We start from the raw sequence: 24,961 nt of genomic DNA on the forward strand, positions 1-24,961 counted from the left end.
TTGGAAACGTCCTTATGAACGTGATTCTGTCCGACGCCGAGTTTCAGCAATTTCGCAATCTCATTCATCAGATCGCGGGCATCAGCCTGTCCGATGCGAAGAAACAGTTAGTGAGCGCTCGGCTGGCCAAGCGCCTGCAAGTGTTCAAGCTCACGAACTACGGCGCTTACTACAAGGTGCTGATGCAGGACAGTGCGGAACTGCAGGTGGCGATCGACATGCTGACCACCAACGAAACCTATTTCTTCCGCGAGCCCAAGCATTTTGATTTCCTGCGTGATGTGGCGCTGCCCGAACTGCGCGGCAGCGGGCCGTTGCGCGTATGGAGTGGCGCGTGCTCGACCGGGGAGGAGCCCTATACCCTGGCGATGGTCCTGGCGGACAACCTCGCCGGTCGGCCCTGGGAAATTGTCGCGTCGGACATCAGCAGCCGGGTATTGGACAAGGCCCGCCTAGGGCGCTACCCCCTGGACGGGACACGCGGGATTCCCGAAGCACTGCTGCATAAATATTGCCTCAAGGGTGTCGGTACCAACCACGGGTGTTTCATGGTCGAACCGGCGCTGGCGTCGCGGATCGACTTCCAGGCGATCAATTTGAATAACCCGTTGCCGAAACTGGGGATGTTTGACGTCATCTTCCTGCGCAACGTGATGATCTATTTTGACAACGACACCAAAGTGCAGGTCGTCAAGCGGCTGGTCAGCCACCTCAAGCCGGGTGGGTATTTCATTGTCAGTCACTCGGAGAGCCTCAATGGCATCACCGATGAGCTGCGGCTGGTCAAGCCTTCCATCTACCGGAGGCCACATGCCTGATTCCCGCGAGGTGTTCCTGAATCCCGGCGAGTGGTTTTTCGGCGCTGGCTCGATTCGGCTACGAACCGTGCTGGGGTCGTGTGTGGCCCTGGTGTTCTGGCATCCCCGGCACTTGCTGGGCGGCATGTGCCACTACCTGCTGCCGCAGCGCGCGGTGGCCAAGCCCGGTGTGCTGGACGGGCGCTACGGCAATGAGGCACTCGAATTGTTGCTCGCACGGATACACGCGAGCAAGGTCCGGCCTGCCGAGTTCAGGATCAATGTCTACGGTGGTGGGGACATGTTTCCCGGGCTTGCGCGTGCGGATAACCACTACGTCGGGCAACGCAATGTCGAGCAAGCCAGGCGACTGCTCGACCTGCACCAGTTGCCTTGCCACAACTTCCACGTGGAAGGCGTGGGGTATCGCACCGTGGTGCTCGATCTTGCCACTGGCAACATTGAACTCAACTACCTGGCCCTGCAACGACCCCCCGGCAGACCCCATGGAGAGCGTACGACATGAGCCTTATCAAAGTGCTGATCATTGACGACTCCGCCGTGGTTCGCCAGGTACTGACGGCGACCCTGGGACAAGACCCCGCTATTGAAGTGATTGGCGCAGCCGCGGACCCGGTGTTCGCCATGGAAAAAATGAACAAGCAATGGCCGGATGTCATTGTGCTGGACGTCGAGATGCCACGGATGGACGGCATTACGTTCCTCAAGAAATTGATGGCCGAACACCCCACGCCGGTGGTCATCTGCTCCACATTGACCGAGAAGGGCGCGGCCACCACCATGCAGGCACTGGCTGCCGGCGCGGTGAGTATCGTGACCAAGCCACAACTCAATTTGCGCCAGTTTCTGACCGACAGCGCCGATGAACTGGCCGGTGCCGTCAAGGCCGCAGCCCGGGCCAACATGAAGCGGATGGTGCCGTCCGGGGAGCGGGTCCCCGTCAGGTTGAATGCCGACGCCATACTGCCTGGGAGCACTCAGGCGATGGCGCGCACCACCGAAAACATCGTTGCCATCGGAACGTCCACGGGAGGGACGCAAGCGTTGGAGCTGGTGTTGACCGCCTTGCCCAGGGTCTGCCCAGGCATTGTGATCGTGCAGCACATGCCTGAACACTTCACGGCGGCGTTTGCCGAGCGACTCAACCGACTGTGCGAGATCGAGGTCAGAGAAGCCAGGCATGGCGACCGGGTCATGCCCGGCTGTGCGCTGATTGCACCCGGTGGCCGGCACATGTTGCTCAAGCGCAGTGGTGCCCAATACCAGGTAGAAATTGTCGACGGGCCTCCCGTCAGTCGGCATCGCCCTTCGGTGGATGTGCTGTTTCGCTCGGTTGCCCGCAGTGCGGGGGGCAACGCCCTGGGCATCATCATGACGGGCATGGGGGACGATGGCGCCCGAGGCTTGAAGGAAATGCACGACAACGGTGCCCGCACCCTCGGCCAGGATGAACAGTCCTGTGTGGTGTACGGCATGCCCAAGGAGGCCTTCAAGCTGGGGGCCGTGGAGCGTGAGCTGCCCCTTGAGCATATTGCGGCGGCGATTTTGCAGTCGACGCATCAGCGTCGCTGAGGCTTCGGTCCGTGTGTGAGGGGCGGCAGGACACCCTGCGCCCCAGGCTCAAAGACTCGCGTTTCGACAATGTGGTCTGGGGTTCGGGCTAGAGCTTTTTCGCCATGTCCCTTAACACGAACTTCTGGATCTTGCCGGTCGAGGTCTTCGGCAACTGCGTGAACACCACCGTGCGCGGGACCTTGAAGCCCGCCAGGTGTTCTCGGCAGAAACTGATGATCTCGGCTTCGCGGACGTGGGGGTGGTCGGCCTTGAGGGTGATGAAGGCACAGGGCGTTTCACCCCATTTCTCATCGGGGCGGGCGACGACGGCTGCTTCCATGACGGCCGGGTGGCGGTACAGCACACCTTCGAGTTCGATGGTGGAGATATTCTCGCCGCCGGAAATGATGATGTCCTTGAGCCGGTCGCGGATTTCCACGTAGCCGTCGGGGTGGGTCACCGCCAGGTCGCCGGTGTGGAACCAGCCGCCTTCGAACGCTTCGGCGGTGGCGGTCGGGTTCTTCAGGTAGCCCTTCATCACGGTATTGCCGCGCATGAAAATCTCACCGATGGTCTGGCCATCATGGGGCGTGGGTTCAAGGGTTTTCGGGTCGGCGACCATCACGCCTTCCAGGGTCGGGTAGCGCACACCTTGGCGTGCCTTGATCTGCGCCCGTTCTTCCAGGGGCAGGGCATCCCATTCGGCGTGCCAGGCGCAGAGGGTCACCGGGCCATAGACTTCGGTCAGGCCATAGACGTGGATGACCTTGATGCCCATTTCTTCCACGGCACCGATCACCTTGGCCGGTGGAGCGGCGCCGGCGACCATGGCGTTCACCGGGTGGTCGATGGCGGCCTTGGCCGAGTCCGGCATATTCACCAGCGCGTTGAGCACAATCGGCGCACCGCACAAGTGGGTGACCTGGTGCTCGCGGATCAGATTGAGGATTTTCTGCGGATCGACTCGGCGCAGGAACACATGCACCCCGGCCAAGGCCGTGATGATCCACGGGTAGCACCAGCCATTGCAGTGGAACATCGGCAGGGTCCACAGGTACACGGGGTGGTTGCCGATCGCCCAGATCATCTGGTTGCCCAGGGAGTTGAGATAGGCGCCGCGGTGGTGATAGACCACGCCCTTGGGGTTGCCGGTGGTCCCCGAGGTGTAGTTCAGCGAAATGGCCTGCCATTCATCCTCCGGCCACTGCCAGGCGTAGTCCGGATCGCCTTCGGCCAGGAAGGCCTCGTAGTCCAGTTCGCTGACCGGCTGGCCTTCGCCGTATTCCGGGTCGTCGACGTCGATCACCAGCGGCGGATGGTCCAGCATGCCAATGGCGGCATGCACCACGTCATGGAACTCGCGGTCGGCGATCAGTACCTTGGCTTCGCCGTGGGCCAGCATGAACGCGATAGCCTCGGCATCCAGGCGCACATTGAGTGCATTGAGGACCGCGCCAATCATCGGCACGCCGAAATGCGCTTCGAGCATGGCCGGGATATTGGGCAGCATGACGGCCACCGTGTCGTTTTTGCCAATCCCGCGACCAGCCAGGGCAGACGCCAGGCGTCGGCAGCGACGGTAGGTTTGCGCCCAGGTGGCGCGCACCGATCCGTGGATCACGGCAGGGTAGTCGGGATAGACGCTGGCGGTGCGTTCGATGAAGCTCAACGGCGAGAGGGCGATGTGATTGACGCTGGTCGGCGCGAGGCCTTGCTCGTAAATGGACATGGTGCAAATACCCGGTGGCTGATTATTAGCTCTATTGGTCGAGGTGCTGGTGCTGGCCGCTCGGCGGACAACGCTGGCCTTGAGGCTTTAGCGTAGGCAAGCCGGCCCCAGCAGGAAAAGCGCGGTGACTTCTCCGGCCGCTTTTATATACTGTTCGCACGGATATATGGAAGTACTACCTGAGTTGTATAGTATATCTACTATATTTCGCTCACCGGCTTTCCCTCTGCATAGGTTCGATGATGATAGGCAACTCTGTGCGCGTGCCGCGCTGCTCGCCGCTGCTCGATCATGACCCGCAGCCGAGCCTCCTGTTGGACGCCCAGGCCCGGCCGCTGGAACTCAATGCGGCGCTGCGGGTATTGCTCGAGCAGCTGTCCCTGGCCGAGTGCGAAAGCCTGTTGCCGGTCAATTACGTGTCGCTCGTCCAGGCGTGCCTGGGGCAGGCGCGGGCGATCGAAAATGTCGAGGCGCAGTTCGCCGACCGCATCCTGGTGTGGACCTTTATTCCCGACCCTGGGGGCAATCGCGTACTGGCCCGTTGCCGGGACGCCAGTGCGCAGATTGCCGCCGAGCGCGAATCGGTCAAGGCCAGGCGCTTGTACCGGCTGATCATCGAAAACACCACCGACCTGATTTCCCGGCACACGCCCGACGGCTGTTTTCTCGATGCCTCGCCGGCGTCCTGGGCCTTGCTGGGGTATTGGCCGGGGGAGTTGCGTGGGCGCCCGGCGCAACGCCTGTTTCACCGCCAGGGCTTGGCCAGGCTGGCGCGTCGCGCCCGTGAGGGCCTGGAGCAGGACGGTTACTACACGATGACCTATCGCATCCGCCATCGTCAGGGGCATTACCTGTGGTTCGAGACGGCCTGCCGGGCAATCCGCGAGACCTACACGGGGGCGGTGGTGGAGGTGGTCAGCGTGTCCCGCGATATCACGGCCAGGGTCCAGGCCGAGGAAACCACCCGGCGCCTGGCCGAGGTGGTGGAGGCCCACACCGACCCCGTGTTGTTTATCCAGCCCGGCGGGGCCGTGACCTATCTCAACCCTGCCGCTCGACGCATCCTGGGGTTGCTTGAATCGCCGCAGATGCCGAGCCTGGCGCAGTTTCTCGGCAGCGAGGTCCTGGCCTGCCTGCACCGCGAAGGCTGGAGTAATGCGGAACGCCATGGCCGCTGGAGCCTCGACACGCGCCTGCAACCGCTGGGTGGGGCGGTGACGGTGCCCGTGGTGCTGATGTTGCTGGCGCATCGCTCTGCCAGCGGCGAGCGTTTTTATTCCCTGGTGGTTCGCGACCTCACTGAACGGGAGTTGCGCGAGGCTCAACAGCGTCATCACCAGGATGAACTGGCCCACACCGCGCGCCTGGTGACCCTGGGGGAACTGGCGTCGGGCATTGCCCATGAAATGAACCAGCCCCTGGCGGCCGTGGTGAACTACGCCAACGCCAGCCAGCGTTACCTGAGTGCCCTGGGCAGCGACTCCCCGGCGGCCGAACGGGTGGCGCAGGGCCTGGAGCGGATCTCCGTGCATGCCAACCATGCCGCGCAAGTGATCAAGCGCCTGCGCGCATTCCTGCGCAAGGGCCGACGGCGCATGGAGGCGTTGAACCCCCGGGAGGTGGCCCGCGAAGCGGTACGCCTGTGCGCCTGGGAGGCCGGCGATTGCCAGGTGACGATCGAGGATCGCCTGCCGGATAATCTGCCGCTGATCTACGCCGACCGCGTGCTGCTGGAGCAGGTGCTGTTGAACCTGCTGCGCAATGCCATCGAGGCGAATCGCGAAGCCCATCCCGGCCGGCCCTCGCGCCTGGTCATCGGCGCCGTGGCGCAGCGTGACGGCTGGGTGCAGATCGACGTCAGCGACCAGGGCCCCGGTGTATCACCGGCCCAACTGGAGCAGATATTTACCCCGTTCTACACCAGCAAGGCCAATGGCCTGGGCCTGGGCTTGTCCATGAGTCGCAGCATCATCGAAGGTTTCGGTGGCGAGTTGCAGGCTGTGCCGATGTCGGCAGGCCTGCAAATGTGCTGTCGCTTGCCGGCACATGCCCAGGGCGGTGCAACACAACAACAACAGGAATGAAGGCATGGTCAGCGTGACGGAACAGGTGGTGTATGTGGTGGATGACGACCAGGGGATGCTCGACTCGACCGTCTGGTTGCTGGAGTCGGTGGGCCTCAAGGCGCTGCCGTTTACCAGTGGCCGCGACTTTCTTGAGGCCTGCGACAGCCGCCTCAATGCCTGCGTGCTGCTGGATGTGCGCATGCCCGGCATGGGCGGCCTGAATGTCCAGGAGCACATGCGCAGCCGAGACTTGCACCTGCCGGTGATTTTCGTCAGTGGCCACGCCGACGTGCCGATCGTAGTCCGTGCCTTCAAGGCCGGTGCCCATGACTTTATCGAAAAGCCCTACAACGAACAGTTGCTGCTGGACAGCGTGCAGCAAGCCCTGAGCAAAGCCGATCAACACCACAGCCTGGGCGAAGGGCCTGCGCGGGTCCAGGCGCGCCTGCAACAACTGACGCCACGGGAGCGCGATGTGTTGCTCCCGCTGGTGCAGGGCTACACCAACCGGGAAATCGCCGAGCAGTTGGGTGTCAGCGTCAAGACCATCGATCTGTATCGCGCACGGGTGATGAAACGCATGGCGGCCAGTCATTTACCGGAGCTGGTGGGCATGGCGATTGCCGCCGGCCTGGTCGACCCCCTGCACCTGCGCTGAGGCGGCTCAGGCCACGGCAACCTGCAGGCTCGGCCGGTCACTGGGCCTTGTCGCCAGCATGCGCTCGATGGCACCGGTGAGCAGGTTCTCCAGCAGTTCGGTGCGTTCCGCCTCATCCAGCGCCTGATCGGCCAGCCAGCTCGGCGCGTTGTTCAGCAGCGTGGCGATGGCGTGGCCAGCGGCTTGCAGGGCCTGGGCACTCAGGCGCCGCGGCCGGCCGAGCATCTGCAACAGTCGGCGTTCGTATTGTTCGCGCAACTGCCGCACCCGCAGTTGCTGGTCTTGCGTGAGACAACCGCTGTCACGCTCCACCAGGCGGAAATGCCAGGGCATCTCTTCATGCAGCCTCAGGTGCGCGTGGATCAGCCGTTGCAGATTGTCCTGGCGCGAGCGTGGTCGCTGCTCGACGCGCCCCAGGGTGGTCAGCAGTTCTTCGTAGAACTCTTCGATCAGGTCCAGCAGCAGATGCTGCTTGCTGGGATAGTGGTGATACAGCGAGCCCGGGGTGAGCCCCAGGCTACTCGCCAGCTCGCGCATGCCGACTTGACCGAAGCCTTTGCTGGCCAGCAGTTCCAGGGCCTTGTTGCGGTGTTCGCACAGGCGCGAGCGATATTCAGCCATAGCTATGGAAGCCGCGCCCGGTCTTGCGCCCCAGGTAACCGGCGGCGACCATCTCCCGCAGCAGCGGGGCGCTGCGGTATTTGCTGTCCTGGAAGCCGTCGTAGAAGGCCTCCAGGATCGCCAGCAGGGTATCCAGGCCGATCAGGTCGGCCAGTGCCAGCGGGCCGATCGGCTGGTTGCAGCCCAGGCACATGCCGGCGTCGATGTCTTCGGCGCTGGCCAGGCCCTCCTGGAGCACCAGGATCGCTTCGTTGATCATCGGCACCAGGATGCGGTTGACCACAAAGCCTGGGCGATTGCCGGCGGTGATCGCGGTTTTGCCCAGGTACTGGGCCAGCTCGATGGCCTGGGCGTGGGTCGCGTCACTGGTCTGCAGGCCCCGGATCACTTCGATCAGGCCCATCACCGGCACCGGGTTGAAAAAATGCAGGCCGATAAAGCGCTCGGGGGCGTTGACGCTCGCTGCCAGTTCGGTGATGGACAGCGACGAGGTATTGGAGGCAATCACGCACCGCTCATCGACGTGCGCGGCGATCTGTTGCAACACGCGTCGTTTCAGCTCGAGGTTTTCCGTGGCGGCCTCGATCACCCATTGCACAGGCGCCAGGCTGGTGTAGTCGGTGCTGGTGCGGATCTTGTCCAGGGCGGCGTGCTTCTGCGACTCGCTGAGCAGCCCCTTGCTGACCTGGCGATCAAGGTTCTTGCCCACCGTGGCCAGGGCTTTTTCCAGGGCACCGGCGCAGATGTCCAGCAAGGTCACGTTAATGCCGGCCACTGCGCAGACCTGGGCGATGCCGTTACCCATGGTGCCCGCGCCGATTATGCCGATAGTCTGCAAATTCATCGTCAGTCTCTCTTCTCAAGGTGCGCTGCCTTTGCAGGGCAGGCACGCCTTGCAATACGGAGCATTGGGCGAGAGTCTAGGGCCCGACAATGTGGCGGCCTATGCCGTAACCTGTCAGTTGTATTGGCGTTTCTTACCATGTTCACGCTACAGGACCCCAGAATGATGCCCACGCGGGAAAAGGATTCGGTTGCCGTCTACTTCGTGCAGGTCATGATCCATGCGCTGCGCGACCAGCCTGAGCGGCAGGCCGCGGTGCTGGCCGAAGCGGGCATTGCGCCGGCGCTGCTGAATCAGCCCGAGGCCCGGGTGCCGGCCAGTGCGTTTGCGGCGTTATGGCTGATCCAGATTCGCGAGTTGAACGACGAGTTCTTCCGGCTCGACTCCCATGGCATGCCGCCGGGCAGTTTCGCCCTGATCTGCCGGGGGCTGATCCAGGAACCGAACCTGGGCAAGGCACTCACCCAGTGCCTGGCCAGTTTCTCCCTGTTCCTGCGCGATTTTCGCGGCAGCCTCAGCGTGCAGGGCAAGCGCGCGGTGCTGCGCCTGGAGGCCGGCGGCGGCGATGACGACACCCGTCGTTATGGCGAAGAAACCTTTCTGGTGCTGATGATCAGCCTGCTGTGCTGGTTGGGTGGCCGACGCGTGCCCATCGATCGCGCCGATTTCCGCCATGCCCGTCCGCCCCAGAGCGACGACCTGTTGCTGTGGGGCTACAACCTGACGTTTGGCGCCGAGCGCACCGAAATCGAATTTGCCAGCAGCTACCTGCACCTGGCCGTGGTCCAGGACCTGGCTTCGCTCAAGGTGTTCCTGCGCAGCGCGCCGCAATGGCTGGTGATCCGCTTTCGCAACCCACATGGCGTCTCGACCCAGGTGTACCAGCGCCTGCGTGGCAGTCATTACAGCCAATGGCCGGCCCTGGAGGACTTGGCGGTGGACTTGCACATGAGCCCCAGTACCTTGCGCCGACGCCTGGAGCGCGAGGGCTGTTCGTTTCAGGAGATCAAGGATGAAGTCCGGCGCAGCATGGCGCTGGAGCTGCTGTGCCAGACACGGGCCAGCATTGGTGAAATCGCCGCGCACAGTGGTTTCCAGGAGCCCAGCGCGTTTCATCGGGCCTTCAAGAAGTGGACCGGTGAAAGCCCTGGCCGTTACCGCGACCGCGTCCAGGGCAAGCCCTAATGCCATTCAGTCAGGGCTTTTTTGTAGGAGCGAGCTTGCTCGCGAAGAACTCACAGGCGCCGCGTTCATTCAGGAAGCACGCGTTATCGTTGACGTTTTTCGCGAGCAAGCTCGCTCCTACAAACAAGCCTTAACTGAATGAGCCCGCTCCCCACCGTTACAGTGTTCCTCCTTCAGTGAGAGTGTCCGTTTACGTCAGTTTTTCGACGGATTTGGTAATTGCCAGGGCGCACTCGCTCAACGCTCAATAGCGCTATGTGCTGCGGGCTCCGCAGTACACCTGGGTTTTTGCCGATGGCCGTCTGGGTCAATCGCCAGCGGCGAAGGCGGTAGCAGCCTGTCTAACGAGTCAACGAGGAAAGCAGCAATGAGTGGTTATGCCCATCCGTACCGCGATACCGAATTCGTGCTGGAGGAATTGGTCGGGTTTGAGCGGTTATGCGCGAGCGCCGGGCTTCAGGATGTCAATAACGAGCTGGTCTCGGCCATTTTGAGCGAGGCCGGCCGCTTGGGTTCCGGCGTGCTGGCACCGCTCAACCGGGTCGGCGATACCCAGGGGGCGCGGTTGGGCGAGCAGGGTGTGCAGGAAACGCCGGGGTTTGCCGATGCCTATCGGCAGTTCCAGGAGGGCGGCTGGCCCTCGTTGACGGCGGCGGAGCAGCATGGCGGGCAGAACCTGCCCAACGTGATCGGCACGGCCGTCAATGAAATCTGGCACAGCGCCAATATGGCGTTCGCCCTGTGCCCGATGTTGACCCAAGGCGCCATCGAGGCCATTGCCCATCACGGCTCGGCCGAACTGCAGGCGCACTACCTGCCCAAACTGGTCAGTGGCGAATGGACTGGCACCATGAACCTCACCGAACCGGATGCCGGCTCCGACCTGGCCGCGATCAAGAGCCGGGCGGTCCCCCAGGGCGATCATTACCTGATCAGCGGCCAGAAGATCTTCATCACCTGGGGCGACCACCAGATGACCGACAACGTCGTGCACCTGGTGCTGGCGCGGTTGCCAGAGGCTCCGGTGGGCGTCAAGGGCCTTTCATTGTTCGTGGTGCCGAAGTTCTTGCTCGACGCCCAGGGCCGGCCAGGTGCGCGCAATCATGTGCAGTGCATTTCCCTGGAACACAAACTGGGCATTCATGGCAGCCCCACCTGCGTGATGAACTTTGGTGACCCCGAAGGGGCCGTCGGCTATTTGCTCGGTGAACCGCACACGGGCCTGGCCTGCATGTTCACCATGATGAACCACGCCCGCCAGAGTGTCGGGTTGCAGGGGCTGGCGATTGCCGAACGGGCCTACCAGCAGGCGCGTCAATACGCCAAGGACCGCCTGCAAGGCTCGCGTAAGGACGGCAGCCGTTTCTCGATCATCCACTTTCCGGATGTGCGCCGGATGTTGTTGCAGATGAAAGCGTCCATCGAAGCCATGCGCGCGTTGGCCCTGGTGGCCGCGGCGGAAGTCGACCGTGCCGCGTGCGCAGCCACGGCAGACCTTGCGCGCGAGCATCAGGGCCGGGTCGACCTGTGGACCCCGATCGTCAAGGGCTGGCTGACCGAGCTGGCCCAGGAGGTCACCTCCCTGGGCGTGCAAATCCACGGCGGCATGGGGTTTATCGAAGAGACCGGCGCGGCCCAGCATTATCGTGACGCCCGTATCCTCACCATTTATGAAGGCACCACCGGTATCCAGGCGCTTGACCTGGTTGGGCGCAAGACCCTGCTGAACCAGGGCGAGCTGTTGAACAACCTGCTGGATGAAATGCATGAAACCGTCGAGCAACTGCACCGCATCGACGCCCTCGCGTACCAGGCGGTGACGCTGGAGGCCGCACTCGGGGCCGGACGCCAGGCCTTGTCCCTGTTACTCGACCAGGCCAAACACGATGGGGATTGGGCGGGCAGCGTCAGCGTTAACTACCTGATGCTGTTCGGCTACCTGTCGGGCGGCTGGCTCATGGCGCGCTCGGCGGTGCAGGCGCATGCGCGCCTGGCCGCCGGCACGGGCGACGCCAGCTTCCTTGAAGCCAAGGGCATCAGCGCACGTTTCTATGCCGAGCAACTGCTGCCCCGCGTGCACGCCTTGCTGGCGGCGATCAGCGCCGGGAGCGCGAGCATCATGGCGTTGGAGGAAGAGCAGTTCTGACCGCCGCGTTGTAGCGTCTGCAGCCGGGGGTACCTCACGGCTGCAGACGCCATTGGCCAGGGCGGCGTCAGTTGCATGTGTTATGAGGTAATAACGTCGAAATTGGCCGCTGTGGCGATAAATGGGGACAAAAACGCTGCCTGCCATTCAACATTCATAAAAACGTAACAACACTGCTGCAAAGTTCGGGAGCCCTTAAACACAAGGAGTTCCCTTAATGAAAAGCTTGATGAAGTCTGTTGCACTCGCCGTTACGGTATCGCTGTGCGGCACCACGGTGTTCGCTGCCGAGAGCGTCCGCCTGACCGGCTCCGGCGCCAGTTTCCCTGCACCGATCTACCTCACCTGGTTCAAGGACTTCAGCAAGAAAAGCGAAGGTGTCACCGTGGATTACCAATCCAAGGGCAGCGGCGCGGGTGTACAGGACTTCCTGAATAAAACCGTCGACTTCGCCGCCAGTGACTCGGCGATGAAAGACGAAGACATCGCCAAGGTCGCCGAAGGCGCGCAGTTGCTGCCGATGACCGCGGGCGAAATCGTGCTGGCCTACAACCTGCCGGGCAACCCCAAGGGCCTGAAGCTGCCACGGGATGTGTACTCCAACATCTTCCTGGGCAAGATCACCAAGTGGAACGATCCGCAGATCGTCGCCGCCAACCCTGACCTGAAACTGACCGATACGCCGATCACCGTGGTTGTGCGTGCAGACTCCAGCGGTACCACGGCGGTCTTCACCAAGCACCTGGCAGCGATCAATCCGCAGTTCCAGAAAGAGCTGGGTGAGGGCAACACCGTCAACTGGCCAGCCAGCGACAAATTCATCAAATCGCCCAAGAACGATGGTGTGACCGCCACCGTACGCCAGACCCCGGGCGCTATTGGCTACATCGAATACGGCTTCGCCAAGCTGGCCAAGGTTGACTTTGCCCAACTGCAAAACAAGTCCGGTCATTACGTCGTGCCGAACGCCGAAAGCGGTGCCGAAGCCCTGGCCGCGGTGAAAATGCCGGAAAGCCTGGTGGCCTGGCTGCCGGACCCGGACGGTGCCAAGTCGTACCCGATCACCTCCTACACCTGGATGATCTTCCGCAAGCAGAACGGCAACCCGGCCAAGGCCAAGGCCATGCGTGAAATGGTCGAGTACAGCCTGACCGAGGGGCAGAAAATCGCCGACTCGATGGGTTATATCCCGCTGCCGAAATCGGTCGTGGACCAGGTTCGCAAAGCGTCCGCCAACATCCAGTAACGCGCTTAGGGCCTCTCTCGGTGTGTGCTGCCAGCCATGCCGGGAGCGCTTCCCCCCTGTTCCGGAACTCGCCAATGAACACACCTTTTGTCGTACCGGTTAACCCGGATTCTGCCTGCCAGCCACCGTCTACGAAGGATTTCCTGGTTGACCGGACCTTCCGTGCGCTTGCGCGAATAGGGGTGGTGCTGGTGCTGGCATTGGTCTTTGCCTTGGTCTTCGAGGTGGGACGCAAAGCCCTTCCCGGCATGGAAAAGCACGGTTTTGACGTATTGCTCGGCAGCGTCTGGGACGTCAACCAGGGCAAGTACGGCATTCTGCCGGCTATTTGGGGCACGCTGTACAGCGCCCTGATCGCCTTGTTGATCGCCGGGTTTTTCGGCGTCAGCATGGCGATTTTCCTGACCCAGGACTTCCTGCCCGCAAAACTGGCCGCCGTGTTTCGTACCATCGTCGAATTGCTCGCCGCGATCCCCAGCGTGGTGTACGGCCTGTGGGGCATCTACGTGGTGATTCCGGCCATTCGCCCGCTGACGGCCTGGTTGAACACTGAACTGGGCTGGATCCCGTTTTTCGGCACGTCCTTGAGCGGGCCGGGGCTGCTCCCGGCGGCGCTGGTACTGGCCATCATGATTCTGCCGACCATTGCCGCGGTGTCCCAGGACGCCCTGACCGCCGTGCCGATGAAAACCAAGCAAGCGGCCTATGGCATGGGCACCACCCATTGGGAAGCGATCCTCAAGGTGATGGTCCCGTCCGCCGCCACCGGTATTTTCGGCTCGCTGGTCCTGGGCCTGGGCCGCGCGCTGGGTGAAACCATGGCCCTGGCCATGCTGGTCGGTAACGCGAACAACATCTCCCTGTCGCTGTTTGCCCCGGCCAATACCCTGGCGGCCTTGCTGGCGCTGAACTTCCCCGAAGCCGGGCCGAACGAGATCGAGGTGTTGATGTACGCGGCACTGGTGCTGATGTTGATCACGCTGATCGTGAACGTCTTCGGCTCCATGATCATGATGTATGCCCAACGGGGTAATAAGTGATGACTGATCTCACTGCAGCAACCGACCTGACCGCGCCCGCAGGCGCGATGCCCAGCTTGCAGCGCAAGTTCGAAGGCCGCGCCCTGCGTAGCCTGGTATTGACCACTCTGGTCTGGGGCGGCGCGCTACTGGCCAGCGTGCCGCTGATCTCCGTGCTCTACATGCTGATCATGCGCGGCGGGGCGCGCCTGAGCCTGGAAGTGTTCACCGAGTTGCCTCCGACGGGGTTCGAGACGGGCGGTGGCTTCGGCAACGCCATGGCCGGCACCTTTGTGATGGTCGGTATCGCGGCGGCTATCGCCGTACCGGTCGGCATCATGGCGGCGATCTTCCTGGCCGAACTGGGGCCGGACAGCAAGCTGGCCAACGCCTCGCGCTTTGCCGCCAAGATGCTCACGGGGCTGCCTTCCATCCTGGCCGGGGTGTTTGCCTATGCCCTGGTGGTGATGACCACCGGGACCTACTCGGCCCCGGCGGGCGGCGTGGCACTGGCGGTCCTGATGCTGCCCATCGTGGTGCTGACGGCGGAAGAGTCGATGAGGATGGTGCCCAAGATCATGAAGGATGCGGCCTACGGCATGGGCTGCACACGCTCGCAGGTCATCTGGAAAATCGTCTTGCCCACCGGCCTGCCGGCGATCCTCACGGGCGTCATGCTGGCCGTGGCGCGAGCGGCGGGCGAAACCGCGCCGTTGTTGTTTACCGCGCTGTTCAGCAACTACTGGATCTACCACGACGGCAGCCTGGCCGTCATGAATCCGACGGCCTCGTTGGCCGTGCTGATTTACAACTTTTCAGGCATGCCCTTCGACAACCAGCTTGAGCTCGCCTGGGCGGCCTCGCTGGTGCTGGTCATGATCGTGCTGGTCGTAAATATCGTCAGCCGTATTTTCGGCAAGCCCAAGTATTGAGAACGGGAGCACCTGAATTTTGAACGTATCAACTGCGCAACGAGCCGCTCCGTTTGTCACCCAGGCGCCTGTGGTCATGGACTGCAAACTGGACAAGATTTTCTACGGCAACTTCATGGCCGTGCGTGACAGCCATGTGCCGATCGAAAAAAACAAGATCACCGGCTTCATCGGGCCTTCCGGCTGCGGCAAAAGTACCGTGCTGCGTAGCCTCAACCGCATGAACGATCTGGTGAAGGGCTTTCGCTTCGAGGGCCATGTGCATTTCCTCGGGCAGGACGTCTACGGCAAGGGCGTTGATCCAGTGGTCGTGCGCCGCTATATCGGCATGGTGTTTCAACAGCCGAACCCGTTTTCGATGAGCATCTTCGACAACGTCGCCTTCGGCCTGCGCCTCAACCGCTACAAGGGCGACCTGGGTGATCGCGTCAAGCACGCCCTGCAAGGCGCCGCGCTGTGGGATGAGGTCAAGGACAAGCTCAAGGTCAGCGGCCTGTCGCTGTCCGGTGGCCAGCAGCAACGGCTGTGTATCGCCCGAGCCATCGCCACCGAGCCGGAGGTGCTGTTGCTCGACGAGCCTTGTTCCGCGCTGGACCCGATCGCCACCCGCCGGGTCGAGGAACTGATGGTCGAGTTGAAGAAGGACTACACCATCGCGCTGGTCACCCACAATATGCAGCAGGCCATCCGCGTGGCGGACACCACGGCCTTCTTCTCAGTGGACATTTCCCAGGGCACGCGCACCGGCTACCTGGTGGAGATGGGCCCCACCGCGCAGATTTTCGACAACCCGCGCGAACAAATGACCGGGGACTACATCAGCGGCAAGTTCAGCTGACCCACTTATCCAACGTTTCTCAGGATTGCCAATGCCTGCAACACGTCGCCTTGATTTGCCCGCGATCGAACGCGCACTGCGTGAGGTACAGAGCCGCTTTGCCGAACTCAGCCGGCACTTTACCGAGCCGCGCGACCCCTTGACGGACGAAGTGCTGCACAACGTGCTTGAAGGCTACGCGCTGATTGACGATTATGTCGCTCGCGGCGTCGACCTGTTCGATCTGCAGCAACTGAACCTGATGCTGGAGATCAACGCCACCGTGCTCTGCGGCAAGGACCCGGTGCGTCGGCTGGAATACGCCCAGCACCTGGCGGCCACCGAGGAGCACTTTTTCAACAACGTTGAAGGTGGCATCAAGGACTTGTACAACTGGTATTGCGCGTATCGCAGTGAGTCCGTGTGGAAGCGTGCCGCGGGTGTGTATGTGCGCATCCTCAGCAAGCCGCAATTGTTCATCGAGGGCAACAACCGCAGTGGCTCGCTGATCGTCAGCTACTTGCTGATGCGCGCCGGGTTGCCGCCGTTCGTGCTGACGCTGGATAACGCCGAGGGCTATTTCAACCCGTCCTCGGTCATACGCAACTCCGCCAAGCATGGCGTCAAGGCGTTGTACGAATTGCCCAAGATCAAGAAAAAATACGCTGCGTTCCTGGAAGATAAGGCGCCTGATCCAATGAAGTTTTTCCTGAGCGACACCGCCGTGCCTGCCTATCAGGGAGGCCTTTGATGGGACGGTATTCAGTGACCGACACGCTCCAGCGCCTGTTCAAACGCCCGCGCATCCGTATCTCGTTTGATATCGATGACACATTGGCCTGCCAGCTCCACCATAGCGCCGTCGAACGCAGCCGGCTGCCGGCCTGTGTCCACCGGTTGCTCGGCGAGCCGCTGCGCCTGGGGACACGCGCCCTGACCCGCGAACTGCGCCGCCAGGGTTGCAGCATCTGGGTCTATACCTCGTCCGGTCGCACACCGTCCTATATTCGGCGTTGGCTCATGCTGTATGGCATCCGTGTCGACGGTGTGGTCAACAGCGTGCTGCACAACCGTGCGCTGACGGTGCATGGCCTGTCGAATACCCCCTCCAAATTTCCGCCGGCCTTCGATATCGACTTGCATGTCGATGATTCCGAAGGTGTGCGCAGTGAAGGCCATGACCATGGTTTCCGCGTGGTCGTGGTGGACCCGCAGGACGAAAACTGGGCACAGCGAGTGCTGGATGCCGTCGCTCATGTCCAGGCGCAACTCGCCCGGCAGCAACCGCTCAGGCACCCACAGCCTGCGCGACCACGGGCGCAAGTGTTCTCCTCCTGAGCATGGGTATCTGCTTGGGCTCAACGCTGAACACCCGGTAGATAGGGGCTGCTGTGGCGAGCGGGCTTGCTGTGGTGAGAGGGCTTGCTGTGGCGAGCGGGCTTGCCCCGCGTTGGGCTGCGCAGCAGCCCCAGTCAAGAAGAACGCGGTGTATCAGACACTCTGTAGAGGCTGGTTTTGGGGCTGCTGCGCAGCCCAACGCGGGGCAAGCCCGCTCGCCACAACAGGTCTGTGTGCCGGGGCGATCGCCGGAATACGCCTTTCAGCGCATATGCAGAATAATCGGGCTGCTGCTGGCCGGGTCTGTATGCCCGCGCAGCTTGGCCACCGCCTTCGCGTCGACCGCGCCACCGCTGTTGCCCCAACTGCTGCGCACGAAACTCAGAACCTCGGCGATTTGCGCGTCGGTCAGTTGCTCGCGGAAGGCCGGCATGCGGTACGCGTCCGGCACGCCGGCGGCGACGACGCGTTGCGAGCCGTTGAGGGTGATGTTGATCGCCGAGGCGTCTTCCTTGGCCAGTGCCGAGGTGGCGCCGGCCAGCGGTGGCATCCACTCGGGTTGGCCCTTGCCGTCAAGGCCGTGGCAGGAGGCGCAGCGGGTCGCGTAGGTGTGCGCGCCGGGGGAGTCCGGGCGCGCTTCGGCGGTCACGTAGTGCCAGGGTGTGCCGTCGCGCTGCGGGTCGCCGGGTAGTGACTTGAGGTAGCGCGCGATGGCCGCCAGGTCGTCGTCAGCCATGAACTGGGTGGAGTTGTTGAAGGCTTCGGTCATCGAACCGTAGACCACCGCGTGTTGATTACGCCCGCTCTTAAGGAACTGCACGATCTCCGGTTCGCTCCAGCGCCCCAGCCCGGTGTTAGGGTCCTGGCGCAGGCTGGGGGCGTACCAGCCGTCGAGCAGGGCGCCGGCGAGGAACGGCGCGCCGGATTCGTCGAGGGCCTTCTCGTTGAAAGCCAGGCCGCGCGGCGTGTGGCAGCTGCCGCAGTGGCCCGGCCCCTGGACGATGTAGGCGCCGCGGTTCCACAGCGCGTCTTGGCTGGGCTTGGCCGCGTAGGTGGCGGTCGGCGCGAACAGGCCGTTCCACAACGCGATGGGCCAGCGCATATTCAGCGGCCAGGGAATATCGCTGGGGATATTCGGCTGCTTGGCCGGTTGCACGCCATGCATGAAAAACGCGTACAGCGCACGCACGTCATCGTCGCTGAGCTTGGCATAGGACGGGTAGGGCATGGCCGGGTAGAGGCGTCGACCACCTGGCGCTACGCCGTGGCGCACCGCGCGGTCGAAGTCGGCCAGGCTGTAGGCGCCGATGCCGGTGCCCTGGTCGGGGGTGATGTTGGTGGCGTGGATAGCTCCCAGCGGCGTGGCCATCTCCAGGCCGCCGGCAAACGGCGCCTTGCCCGGCAGGCTGTGGCAGGCCACGCAGTCGCTGAGGCGGGCGACGTACTCGCCACGGCTGATCAGGGCCGGCTCGTTACTGGCGGCCGCTTCCTGTGCGAAGGGTGAAGCGGGCTGACGGTTGACATACCAGGCCAGCAGCGCGGCGGCGACCAGGCCGGCCAGCGCGAGCCAGCCTACGGTTCTTGCGAATCGGCGGTTGTTCATGGGCGTTCCTTGTCGGTTAGCTGAAGGTGTATCGGCTCAATGGCAGGCTGCGGATGCGCTGGCCAGTCAGCTGCGCGACCGCATTGGCCACCGCCGGCGCCACGGCAGGCAGCGGTGGTTCGCCGATACCGCCCATCTTTTCGCCACTTTCGACGATCTTGACGTGCACCTGGGCCATGCGCGAAGGCGGCAGGATCGGGTACAGGTCGTAGTTGCGCGCACGTGGCTTGCCGTCCACGTACACCGCTTCCTCCAGCAAGGTTTGCGACAGGCCCAACGCCACGGCGCCATTGACCTGGGCCTCAATGATCGCCGGGTTGACGATGCTGCCCGGATCGATGGCTTCCCAGATCTGGTGCACCTTGACCTGGCCCTTGTCGATCGACACTTCGGCGATCACTGCGGCGTGGGAGCCGAACGGCGAAGCCATGGCCACGCCGCGCGCGCGTCGAGTGCCGTCTTCGGCGGTGTAGGGGCCACGCTTCCAGCCACCGGACAGCTCGCCCACCGCGTTGAGCAAGGTGGTCAGCCGTGGGTTGTCGCGCAGCAGGTGCAGGCGCAGCTCAAAGGGATCGCGGCCGCCTTTGTCCGCCAGTTCATCAAGGAACGCTTCGTAGAAGAAGTCGTTGAGCGAATTGCCCACCGAGCGCCAATAGCCGAGCATGGCCGGGCCCTTGACGTAGATCTGCGCGATGCGTTTGTTGGGGATGGCGTAGCTCTTGCCCGACAGCCCTTCAAGGGCCGTGGGGTCGAGCTTTTCGCCCTGTTTGCCGGCGATGGCTTCGGTGGGGCCTTCGGTGGCGCTGACTGCCTCGATTGCCACGGGCAAGCCTTCGGCGTCCAGCGCGGCGCGGAACTTGACCACCGCCACCGGGCGCAGCACATCGCGCAGAAACTCTTCCTCGCGGCTCCAGATCAACTTGATCGGACGGCCCACCGCCTTGGCCAGGGCGATGGCCTGCGGGTACGGGCTGGCCGAGTCATACAGGAAATGGCGGCCGAAAAAGCCGCCCAGCAGGGGCGAGTGCAGGTTGATTTTGGACGGGTCGAGACCGGCGCGCTTGGCGATGTCGGCGCGGAACAGGTCGGGCGCCTGGTTGGGCAGCCAGATGTCCAGCGTGCCGTCGGGGTTGAAGCGTGCCAAGGCCGACGGCGGCTCCAACTGAGCGTGGTTGACGTATTGATTGTGGTAGGTGGCTTCGACCTGGGTCTTGGCGCCTGCCAGGGCGGCGGCGACGTCGCCTTGGTTTTCGTCGTCGCGGGCCGGGCCTTGTTGGGCCGCAAGAAAATCACGGTACGTGTCGCTGGAAAAATTCGCCGGCATCACGCGCACGCTGGCATCGGCGGCAGCTTCCTGCCAGTCGACCTGGATCGCCTCGACGGCGCGCTTGGCGTGCCACCAGCGTTCGGCCACGACGGCGACCGCCCCAGGCAGTTGATGCACCGAGTGCACGCCTTTCATGGCTTCGACCTGGGCCTGGTTGCGCAGGCCGCCCACGCTCATGCCCAGGCGCGGCGCGTGCTGCACGGCGGCGTGGAGCATGCCGTCGACCTTCATGTCGATGCTGTATTGCGCCTTGCCGGTGGATTTGTCATAGGCATCCAGGCGCCTGACCGGCTTGCCGATCCAGCGGAACTGGCTCGGGTCGCGCAGGGTGATGCTGGCCGGGTCGGGCACCGGCATGTCCAGCGCGCGACTGGCCAGCTCGCCGTAGCCCAGTGAGCGGCCGGACGCGGCATGAACCACACGGCCCGGCTGGGTGGTCAGCTCGGCCAGCGGTACGCCCAACTGCTCGGCGCCGGCCTGCAACAGCATGGCGCGGGCCAGGGCGCCGAGGCGGCGCATGGTCGGGTAACTCATGCGCACCGACATGCTGCCGCCGGTAATGCGCATGCCGTTTTCCATCACCACATACGCTTCACCGGGCGGCGCGGCTTCGACGATGAACGTGGCGGGGTCGGCGTCCAGCTCTTCGCCGACAATCTGCGCCATCGCGGTATGGGTGCCTTGGCCACCTTCCATGAAGGGGCTGAGCAGGCGCACGCTGCCGTCCGGGCGGATCTCCAGGAACGCCGGCACCTGGGTGCCGCGTTCCGCCGTGGCGGCGGCCTGCACCCGGGCCGAGCCCAGCGGCAAGCCGAATCCGATGACCAGCGCGCCCACGGCCGTGCTGGTCAGAAAGCGCCGGCGCGACAGGTTGATGGGCTCGCTCAGCGACAGGTCGGGTAGCTCGTAGCGCGTGTTCATCAGGCGTTCTCCTGCTTGGCCAGGTCATGCACCGCGGTACGAATGGCGTTATAGGTGCCGCAGCGGCACAGGTTGACCATCGCTGCTTCGATCTGCGCATCACTCGGCGCGGGGGTGTGCTTGAGCAGCGCGGTGGCGGCCATCACCTGCCCGGACTGGCAGTAACCGCATTGCGCCACTTGATGCTCGACCCAGGCGGCGACCACCCGCTGGCCCACCGCATCGGCCTCGATGGCCTCGATGGTGGTGATCTCGCGACCGACCACACCCGCCACCGGCGTGACGCAGGAACGCACCACGTTGCCGTCCACCAGCACCGAGCAGGCGCCGCATTGCGCCAGGCCGCAGCCGTACTTGGTACCGGTCAGCCCAAGGTCATCACGGATGACCCACAGCAATGGCGTGTCGGCGTCGGCATCGACCTGATAGGACTTTTGGTTGATTCGTAGCTCCATGATGCATGGCTCCGTGGCTCATCGGCTGATCTTCGGTCGGTGGGGCTTTTTTCTTATGCGAGCGACAGGCGCTCATTGTCGAACTCTAGACCAGGGGGCAAGGGCTATCTATCAAAGCGCCGATAAGTCGGAGGATCAGGCAAGTATTCAAGAGGATTGGGCGATCGCGGCGCGGCAGGCCGCTCCCGGTGCGGACCTGTTCGGCTTTCGGGGGGCGTCTGGTTGGGGGCGGTGTATCAGTTGGCAAAGCAGCCGTAGGCGTGGCGGAACATCCCCACCGGCCTACGGCTCATATCAATCAACGAAACGCTGGCACGACCTGCTCGATAAACAGCGCCAGGGATTTCTTCTTCTCGGCGTGGGGCAAGCTGTTGTCGCACCAGAAGCTGAACTCATCCACGCCCAATTCCTGGTAGTACTTGATGCGCGGGATGATCTCTTCGGCGGTGCCGATCATCGCGGTCTTGTGCAGGCTGTCCAGTTCGAACTCGGGGCGGGCGGCGAATTTTTCCTCCGGGCTTGGCGCCAGGAAGCCGTTGACCGGCACCTCTTTGTTGCCGAACCAGGCATCGAAGGTGCGATAGAACTTGGAGATCGCCTTGGCCCCGACTTTCCAGCCCTCTGGATCGTCGGCGGCGTGTACGTGGGTGTGGCGCAGCACCATCAATTGCGGGCGCGGCACCGCCGGGTTGTTGTCCAGGGCGGCCTGGAATTTGTTCTTCAGGTCGAGCACCTCTTCATCGCCTTTCATCAGCGGCGTGACCATCACGTTGCAGCCGTTGGCCACTGCGAAGTTGTGTGAGTCCGGGTCGCGGGCGGCGATCCACATCGGCGGGTTGGGCTTTTGGATCGGTTTGGGCACGCTGGTGGAGGTGGGGAACTTCCAGAGGTCACCATCATGGGCGTAGTCGCCCTGCCACAGCGCGCGCACCACCGGCACCATTTCGCGCAGGGCCTGGCCACCGCTGGAGGCGGGCATGCCACCGGCCATGCGGTCGAATTCCACCTGGTAAGCGCCACGGGCCAGGCCGACTTCCATGCGGCCGTTGCTGATCACGTCGAGCAAGGCGCATTCACCCGCCACCCGCAGCGGGTGCCAGAACGGCGCGATGATGGTGCCGGCGCCCAGGTGAATGGTGGTGGTCTTGGCCGCGAGGTAAGCCAGCAACGGCATCGGGCTGGGCGAGATGGTGTATTCCATGGCGTGGTGCTCGCCAATCCATACGGTGCTGAAACCACCGGCTTCGGCCATCAGGGTCAGTTCGGTCAAGTCTTCGAACAGCTGGCGGTGGCTGATGCTTTCATCCCAGCGCTCCATGTGTACGAACAGGGAAAACTTCATGACGCTTACCTCGGATCTATTGTGATCGGCCTGTCGACTGCGGGCCCTTGAATGCTCACGCCCTTGTGAAGCCTGCCAGTGATGACGGCTGTTCGGCGGATTGATTGTTGGTATACCATAATACGGAATATCCGCAAAACTTTTCTCTCCAACGGTCGCACTCTCACCTCACAAGGAAGGCGAGCTAGATGAACATAAAACAAAAATTGATCCTGGCCTTTACGGTGATCGCCAGCCTGCCGGTGATTCTGGTGGCTGTGATGATCATCCTCAACGTGCGTCATGAAGCACGGGATGGCTTTATCGACGGCAGCGAGCGCGAGATCCGCCAGGTCGACAACGCCATGCAGCTGTTTTTCGAGGGCATCAGCCAGAACGTCGCCTACCTGGCAGCGCACCCGCAGTTGCAGGGCATTGATGGCGATGTGAAACGCTACCTGGCCGCCGATGCTGCGCGCGTCGCCCCCGGCGTGCGTGACGAGCAGGTGTTCAAACTGTTCGAAGGCTTGGCCAAGAGTCATTCGGCCTATACCTATCTGTCCTTGGGCACCGAAGACGGTGGTTATGTGTTTTGGCCCGGCGACCCCCAGCTCGCCAGCTACGACCCGCGCACGCGTCCCTGGTACAAAACCGCGATGGCGCAGCCGGGCAAGACCCTGCGCACCCAGGCCTACTACTGGGCCGCCGACGATGTGGTGCTGGTCAGCACCGTGCAAAGTTTCAACAGCCGCCAGGGCAAGCCGGGTGGGGTGGTGAATATCGACGTATCGCTCAAGCAACTGACCGACCTGGTCAAGCAGATCAAGTTGGGCGAGAGCGGCTACCTGATGCTGATGGAGGCCGACAATACCGTACTGGTCGACCCGAATGACCCGTCCCATAACTTCAAGGCGCTGGGCGAGTTGGGCGAGGGCTACCGGCAGTTGAGCGAGGCCGGCCAGGGTTTGGTCCAGGTCGAGCTGGCGGGGGAGCGCTACATGGCGCTTGTCTGGCCATCCAAGGCATTGGGCTGGCGATTTGTCGGGGTGATGCGCGAAAGTGAAGTGATGGCCGGCGCGGCGCGCCTGACCTGGCTGATCGCAGCCATCGCGCTGGTGTGCGCGGTGCTATTTGCCGGGGTCGGGGCCTGGTTTGCCGGGCTGATCGTCAAGCCGATTCGCGGCGTGGCCAGTGGCCTGGAAGGTATCGCTCAAGGCGAAGGTGACCTGACCGCGCGCCTGGCGATCAAGGGCCGCGACGAGACGGCGCAACTGGCCGGCTGGTTCAACCAGTTCCTCGAAGCGATCCGCACGCTGATTCAACGCATCGGCCAGGCCGCCGGGCAGATCCACAGCAGCTCTGGCAGTGCCACTGAAGTCTCGGTGGAAATGGCCGAAGTCGCCTCGCGCCAGCGCGAAGCGGTGGATATGGTCTCCACCGCGTTTCATGAAATGGTCGCCACTTCCAACGAAGTCGCGCGTTCCTGCAGCCAGGCCGCCGACTCGGCCGACAACGGCCAGCGCCAGGCCCATACCGGGCAGCAACAGATCGACGCGGCGGTGAACAGCGTGGGGCGCCTGAGCGAAGAAATCGGCCACTCCGCCCAGGCCATGGAGCAACTGGAAAAAGACAGCAACGACATCCAGTCGATCCTCGGCACCATCCGCTCCATCGCCGAACAGACCAACCTGTTGGCGCTGAACGCCGCCATCGAAGCCGCGCGAGCGGGTGAGCAGGGCCGTGGTTTTGCGGTGGTGGCGGACGAGGTGCGCGCGTTGGCCAAACGCACGTCGGACTCCACCGGCGAAATCGACGGGCTGCTGGGTAACCTGGCGCGGCGCACGCACCAGATGGGCAAGCAGATGCATGCCAGCCTTGAGGTGTCCCAGGAAACGGTGGTGTCGATCAACGACGCTCGCGAAAGCTTCGGGTTGATCCGCGAGTCGGTGGACGTGATCCGCGACATGAACACGCAAATCGCCACCGCCGCGGAAGAGCAGCACCAGGTGGCCGAAGACATCAATCGGCATATCAGCCAGATTCACGGGGATGCGCAATTGGTGGCAAGCCTGGCCGACGCCACACGCCAGGATGCACAGCAATTGACGGCGTTGTCGCAGACGTTGAATCAACTGGTCAGCCGGTTTCGAACCTGACCTGTATCTGGCCGTCATCCCGCAATCAAACTGTGGGAGGGGGCTTGCCCCCGATGGCGGTGGGTCAGCGACAAATAAGCGGGCTGTCCCACCGCGATCGGGGGCAAGCCCCCTCCCACATGTCTAACCGAGTACACCAGACACAACTCCGGTTGGCTCTAAGGCACACAGAAGCCAGAGCAAAACCAGACCGAGGGCTGCCTGA

20 protein-coding genes and 2 pseudogenes are annotated in these 24,961 nt (G+C 63.2%); 15 read left to right on the forward strand and 7 right to left on the reverse strand.

Translation table 11 applies throughout. From position 1 onward, the window contains the following. The first annotated feature begins 14 nt into the window (after positions 1-14). From A7317_RS09885 to A7317_RS09895, 3 genes are read left to right on the forward strand one after another with little or no spacing between them, the layout of a single operon-like run. Positions 15-818 carry a CheR family methyltransferase gene (locus tag A7317_RS09885; RefSeq protein ID WP_024074644.1) on the forward strand — a complete coding sequence of 268 codons (804 nt, stop codon included), beginning with the start codon at positions 15-17 and terminating at the stop codon, positions 816-818. Then, the gene (locus tag A7317_RS09890; RefSeq protein WP_024074645.1) at positions 811-1,323 is read left to right on the forward strand and encodes a chemotaxis protein CheD; all 513 of its coding nucleotides are present in this window, start codon (positions 811-813) and stop codon (positions 1,321-1,323) included. The genes A7317_RS09885 and A7317_RS09890 overlap by 8 nt, the downstream gene beginning before the upstream one ends. Continuing rightward, the gene (locus A7317_RS09895) at positions 1,320-2,390 is read left to right on the forward strand and encodes a protein-glutamate methylesterase/protein-glutamine glutaminase (RefSeq protein WP_024074646.1); all 1,071 of its coding nucleotides are present in this window, start codon (positions 1,320-1,322) and stop codon (positions 2,388-2,390) included. Before A7317_RS09890 ends, A7317_RS09895 begins: the two co-directional genes overlap by 4 nt. An 88-nt stretch (positions 2,391-2,478) precedes the next feature. On the opposite strand, the gene A7317_RS09900 is transcribed toward A7317_RS09895, so the two are convergent. After that, positions 2,479-4,101, reverse strand: coding sequence for an acyl-CoA synthetase (locus tag A7317_RS09900; RefSeq protein WP_024074647.1), 1,623 nt, complete (start codon positions 4,099-4,101; stop codon positions 2,479-2,481). 239 nt (positions 4,102-4,340) lie between these two features. Here A7317_RS09900 and A7317_RS09905 point away from each other — a divergent pair, with 239 nt between their 5' ends. After that, on the forward strand, positions 4,341-6,185 hold the full coding sequence (locus A7317_RS09905; RefSeq protein WP_069075673.1) for a PAS domain-containing sensor histidine kinase: 1,845 nt from the start codon (positions 4,341-4,343) through the stop codon (positions 6,183-6,185). A 4-nt stretch (positions 6,186-6,189) separates the two neighbouring features. Further along, a complete protein-coding gene (locus A7317_RS09910; protein WP_081329171.1) occupies positions 6,190-6,825 on the forward strand; it encodes a response regulator transcription factor in 636 nt (211 codons plus the stop codon). Between the two features lie 6 nt (positions 6,826-6,831). Here the strand turns inward: A7317_RS09910 and A7317_RS09915 are convergent, their stop codons facing one another. Further along, positions 6,832-7,446, reverse strand: a complete 615-nt coding sequence (locus A7317_RS09915; RefSeq protein WP_069075675.1) for a TetR/AcrR family transcriptional regulator — start codon at positions 7,444-7,446, stop codon at positions 6,832-6,834. Continuing rightward, a complete protein-coding gene (locus tag A7317_RS09920) occupies positions 7,439-8,290 on the reverse strand; it encodes a 3-hydroxybutyryl-CoA dehydrogenase (RefSeq protein ID WP_024074651.1) in 852 nt (283 codons plus the stop codon). The genes A7317_RS09915 and A7317_RS09920 overlap by 8 nt, the downstream gene beginning before the upstream one ends. A 162-nt stretch (positions 8,291-8,452) precedes the next feature. Here A7317_RS09920 and A7317_RS09925 point away from each other — a divergent pair, with 162 nt between their 5' ends. The 8 genes from A7317_RS09925 (at position 8,453) to A7317_RS09960 (ending at position 16,973) form a co-directional block, all read left to right on the forward strand. Further along, entirely contained in the window at positions 8,453-9,475 is a 1,023-nt protein-coding gene (locus tag A7317_RS09925; protein WP_024074652.1) for an AraC family transcriptional regulator, read from the forward strand. A 367-nt stretch (positions 9,476-9,842) separates the two neighbouring features. Then, positions 9,843-11,621, forward strand: coding sequence for an acyl-CoA dehydrogenase (locus A7317_RS09930; protein WP_069075676.1), 1,779 nt, complete (start codon positions 9,843-9,845; stop codon positions 11,619-11,621). A 217-nt stretch (positions 11,622-11,838) separates the two neighbouring features. Further along, positions 11,839-12,867, forward strand: coding sequence for a phosphate ABC transporter substrate-binding protein PstS (gene pstS, locus A7317_RS09935; RefSeq protein ID WP_069075677.1), 1,029 nt, complete (start codon positions 11,839-11,841; stop codon positions 12,865-12,867). Positions 12,868-12,941: 74 nt separating this feature from the next. Next, positions 12,942-13,907 (forward strand): phosphate ABC transporter permease subunit PstC, encoded by a 966-nt coding sequence (gene pstC / locus A7317_RS09940; RefSeq protein ID WP_024074655.1) that lies wholly within the window; start codon positions 12,942-12,944, stop codon positions 13,905-13,907. Then, positions 13,907-14,818: a phosphate ABC transporter permease PstA gene (pstA, locus tag A7317_RS09945; protein ID WP_024074656.1), complete on the forward strand. Its 912-nt coding sequence runs from the start codon at positions 13,907-13,909 to the stop codon at positions 14,816-14,818. The genes pstC and pstA overlap by 1 nt, the downstream gene beginning before the upstream one ends. Positions 14,819-14,894: 76 nt before the next feature. Continuing rightward, positions 14,895-15,656 (forward strand): phosphate ABC transporter ATP-binding protein PstB, encoded by a 762-nt coding sequence (gene pstB / locus A7317_RS09950; RefSeq protein WP_017847588.1) that lies wholly within the window; start codon positions 14,895-14,897, stop codon positions 15,654-15,656. Between the two features lie 31 nt (positions 15,657-15,687). Continuing rightward, entirely contained in the window at positions 15,688-16,386 is a 699-nt protein-coding gene (locus tag A7317_RS09955; RefSeq protein ID WP_024074658.1) for a hypothetical protein, read from the forward strand. Then, entirely contained in the window at positions 16,386-16,973 is a 588-nt protein-coding gene (locus A7317_RS09960; RefSeq protein WP_024074659.1) for a hypothetical protein, read from the forward strand. The genes A7317_RS09955 and A7317_RS09960 overlap by 1 nt, the downstream gene beginning before the upstream one ends. A 262-nt stretch (positions 16,974-17,235) precedes the next feature. Here the strand turns inward: A7317_RS09960 and A7317_RS09965 are convergent, their stop codons facing one another. The 4 genes from A7317_RS09965 to A7317_RS09980 all read right to left on the reverse strand — a co-directional run bounded on the left by A7317_RS09965 (position 17,236) and on the right by A7317_RS09980 (position 22,621). Then, complete coding sequence (locus tag A7317_RS09965) at positions 17,236-18,576, reverse strand: c-type cytochrome (RefSeq protein ID WP_069075678.1); 1,341 nt, start codon at positions 18,574-18,576, stop codon at positions 17,236-17,238. A 16-nt stretch (positions 18,577-18,592) separates the two neighbouring features. Then, on the reverse strand, positions 18,593-20,824 hold the full coding sequence (locus A7317_RS09970) for a xanthine dehydrogenase family protein molybdopterin-binding subunit (protein WP_069075679.1): 2,232 nt from the start codon (positions 20,822-20,824) through the stop codon (positions 18,593-18,595). Continuing rightward, on the reverse strand, positions 20,824-21,279 hold the full coding sequence (locus A7317_RS09975) for a (2Fe-2S)-binding protein (RefSeq protein ID WP_024074662.1): 456 nt from the start codon (positions 21,277-21,279) through the stop codon (positions 20,824-20,826). Before A7317_RS09975 ends, A7317_RS09970 begins: the two co-directional genes overlap by 1 nt. Positions 21,280-21,577: 298 nt before the next feature. Beyond that, positions 21,578-22,621 carry an LLM class flavin-dependent oxidoreductase gene (locus tag A7317_RS09980; RefSeq protein WP_069075680.1) on the reverse strand — a complete coding sequence of 348 codons (1,044 nt, stop codon included), beginning with the start codon at positions 22,619-22,621 and terminating at the stop codon, positions 21,578-21,580. A 344-nt stretch (positions 22,622-22,965) separates the two neighbouring features. Between A7317_RS09980 and A7317_RS31510 the strand changes: the two are divergent. Both A7317_RS31510 and A7317_RS31515 read left to right on the forward strand, forming a co-directional pair. Continuing rightward, positions 22,966-23,898, forward strand: a pseudogene (locus A7317_RS31510) (cache domain-containing protein); the annotation flags it as partial. Between the two features lie 261 nt (positions 23,899-24,159). Next, positions 24,160-24,756, forward strand: a pseudogene (locus A7317_RS31515) (methyl-accepting chemotaxis protein); the annotation flags it as partial. Between the last annotated feature and the right edge of the window lie 205 nt (positions 24,757-24,961).

It is taken from the genome of Pseudomonas fluorescens (assembly GCF_001708445.1).
GTDB lineage: Bacteria > Pseudomonadota > Gammaproteobacteria > Pseudomonadales > Pseudomonadaceae > Aquipseudomonas > Aquipseudomonas gorinensis.

Excerpts from the sequence above, each read along its gene's own strand:
- A7317_RS09885 (WP_024074644.1), top strand. The coding sequence starts at position 15 with ATGAACGTGATTCTGTCCGACGCCGAGTTTCAGCAATTTCGCAATCTC.
- A7317_RS09890 (WP_024074645.1), top strand. The coding sequence starts at position 811 with ATGCCTGATTCCCGCGAGGTGTTCCTGAATCCCGGCGAGTGGTTTTTC.
- A7317_RS09895 (WP_024074646.1), top strand. The coding sequence starts at position 1,320 with ATGAGCCTTATCAAAGTGCTGATCATTGACGACTCCGCCGTGGTTCGC.
- A7317_RS09900 (WP_024074647.1), bottom strand. The coding sequence starts at position 4,101 with ATGTCCATTTACGAGCAAGGCCTCGCGCCGACCAGCGTCAATCACATC.
- A7317_RS09905 (WP_069075673.1), top strand. The coding sequence starts at position 4,341 with ATGATGATAGGCAACTCTGTGCGCGTGCCGCGCTGCTCGCCGCTGCTC.
- A7317_RS09910 (WP_081329171.1), top strand. The coding sequence starts at position 6,190 with ATGGTCAGCGTGACGGAACAGGTGGTGTATGTGGTGGATGACGACCAG.
- A7317_RS09915 (WP_069075675.1), bottom strand. The coding sequence starts at position 7,446 with ATGGCTGAATATCGCTCGCGCCTGTGCGAACACCGCAACAAGGCCCTG.
- A7317_RS09920 (WP_024074651.1), bottom strand. The coding sequence starts at position 8,290 with ATGAATTTGCAGACTATCGGCATAATCGGCGCGGGCACCATGGGTAAC.
- A7317_RS09925 (WP_024074652.1), top strand. The coding sequence starts at position 8,453 with ATGATGCCCACGCGGGAAAAGGATTCGGTTGCCGTCTACTTCGTGCAG.
- A7317_RS09930 (WP_069075676.1), top strand. The coding sequence starts at position 9,843 with ATGAGTGGTTATGCCCATCCGTACCGCGATACCGAATTCGTGCTGGAG.
- pstS (WP_069075677.1), top strand. The coding sequence starts at position 11,839 with ATGAAAAGCTTGATGAAGTCTGTTGCACTCGCCGTTACGGTATCGCTG.
- pstC (WP_024074655.1), top strand. The coding sequence starts at position 12,942 with ATGAACACACCTTTTGTCGTACCGGTTAACCCGGATTCTGCCTGCCAG.
- pstA (WP_024074656.1), top strand. The coding sequence starts at position 13,907 with ATGACTGATCTCACTGCAGCAACCGACCTGACCGCGCCCGCAGGCGCG.
- pstB (WP_017847588.1), top strand. The coding sequence starts at position 14,895 with ATGGACTGCAAACTGGACAAGATTTTCTACGGCAACTTCATGGCCGTG.
- A7317_RS09955 (WP_024074658.1), top strand. The coding sequence starts at position 15,688 with ATGCCTGCAACACGTCGCCTTGATTTGCCCGCGATCGAACGCGCACTG.
- A7317_RS09960 (WP_024074659.1), top strand. The coding sequence starts at position 16,386 with ATGGGACGGTATTCAGTGACCGACACGCTCCAGCGCCTGTTCAAACGC.
- A7317_RS09965 (WP_069075678.1), bottom strand. The coding sequence starts at position 18,576 with ATGAACAACCGCCGATTCGCAAGAACCGTAGGCTGGCTCGCGCTGGCC.
- A7317_RS09970 (WP_069075679.1), bottom strand. The coding sequence starts at position 20,824 with ATGAACACGCGCTACGAGCTACCCGACCTGTCGCTGAGCGAGCCCATC.
- A7317_RS09975 (WP_024074662.1), bottom strand. The coding sequence starts at position 21,279 with ATGGAGCTACGAATCAACCAAAAGTCCTATCAGGTCGATGCCGACGCC.
- A7317_RS09980 (WP_069075680.1), bottom strand. The coding sequence starts at position 22,621 with ATGAAGTTTTCCCTGTTCGTACACATGGAGCGCTGGGATGAAAGCATC.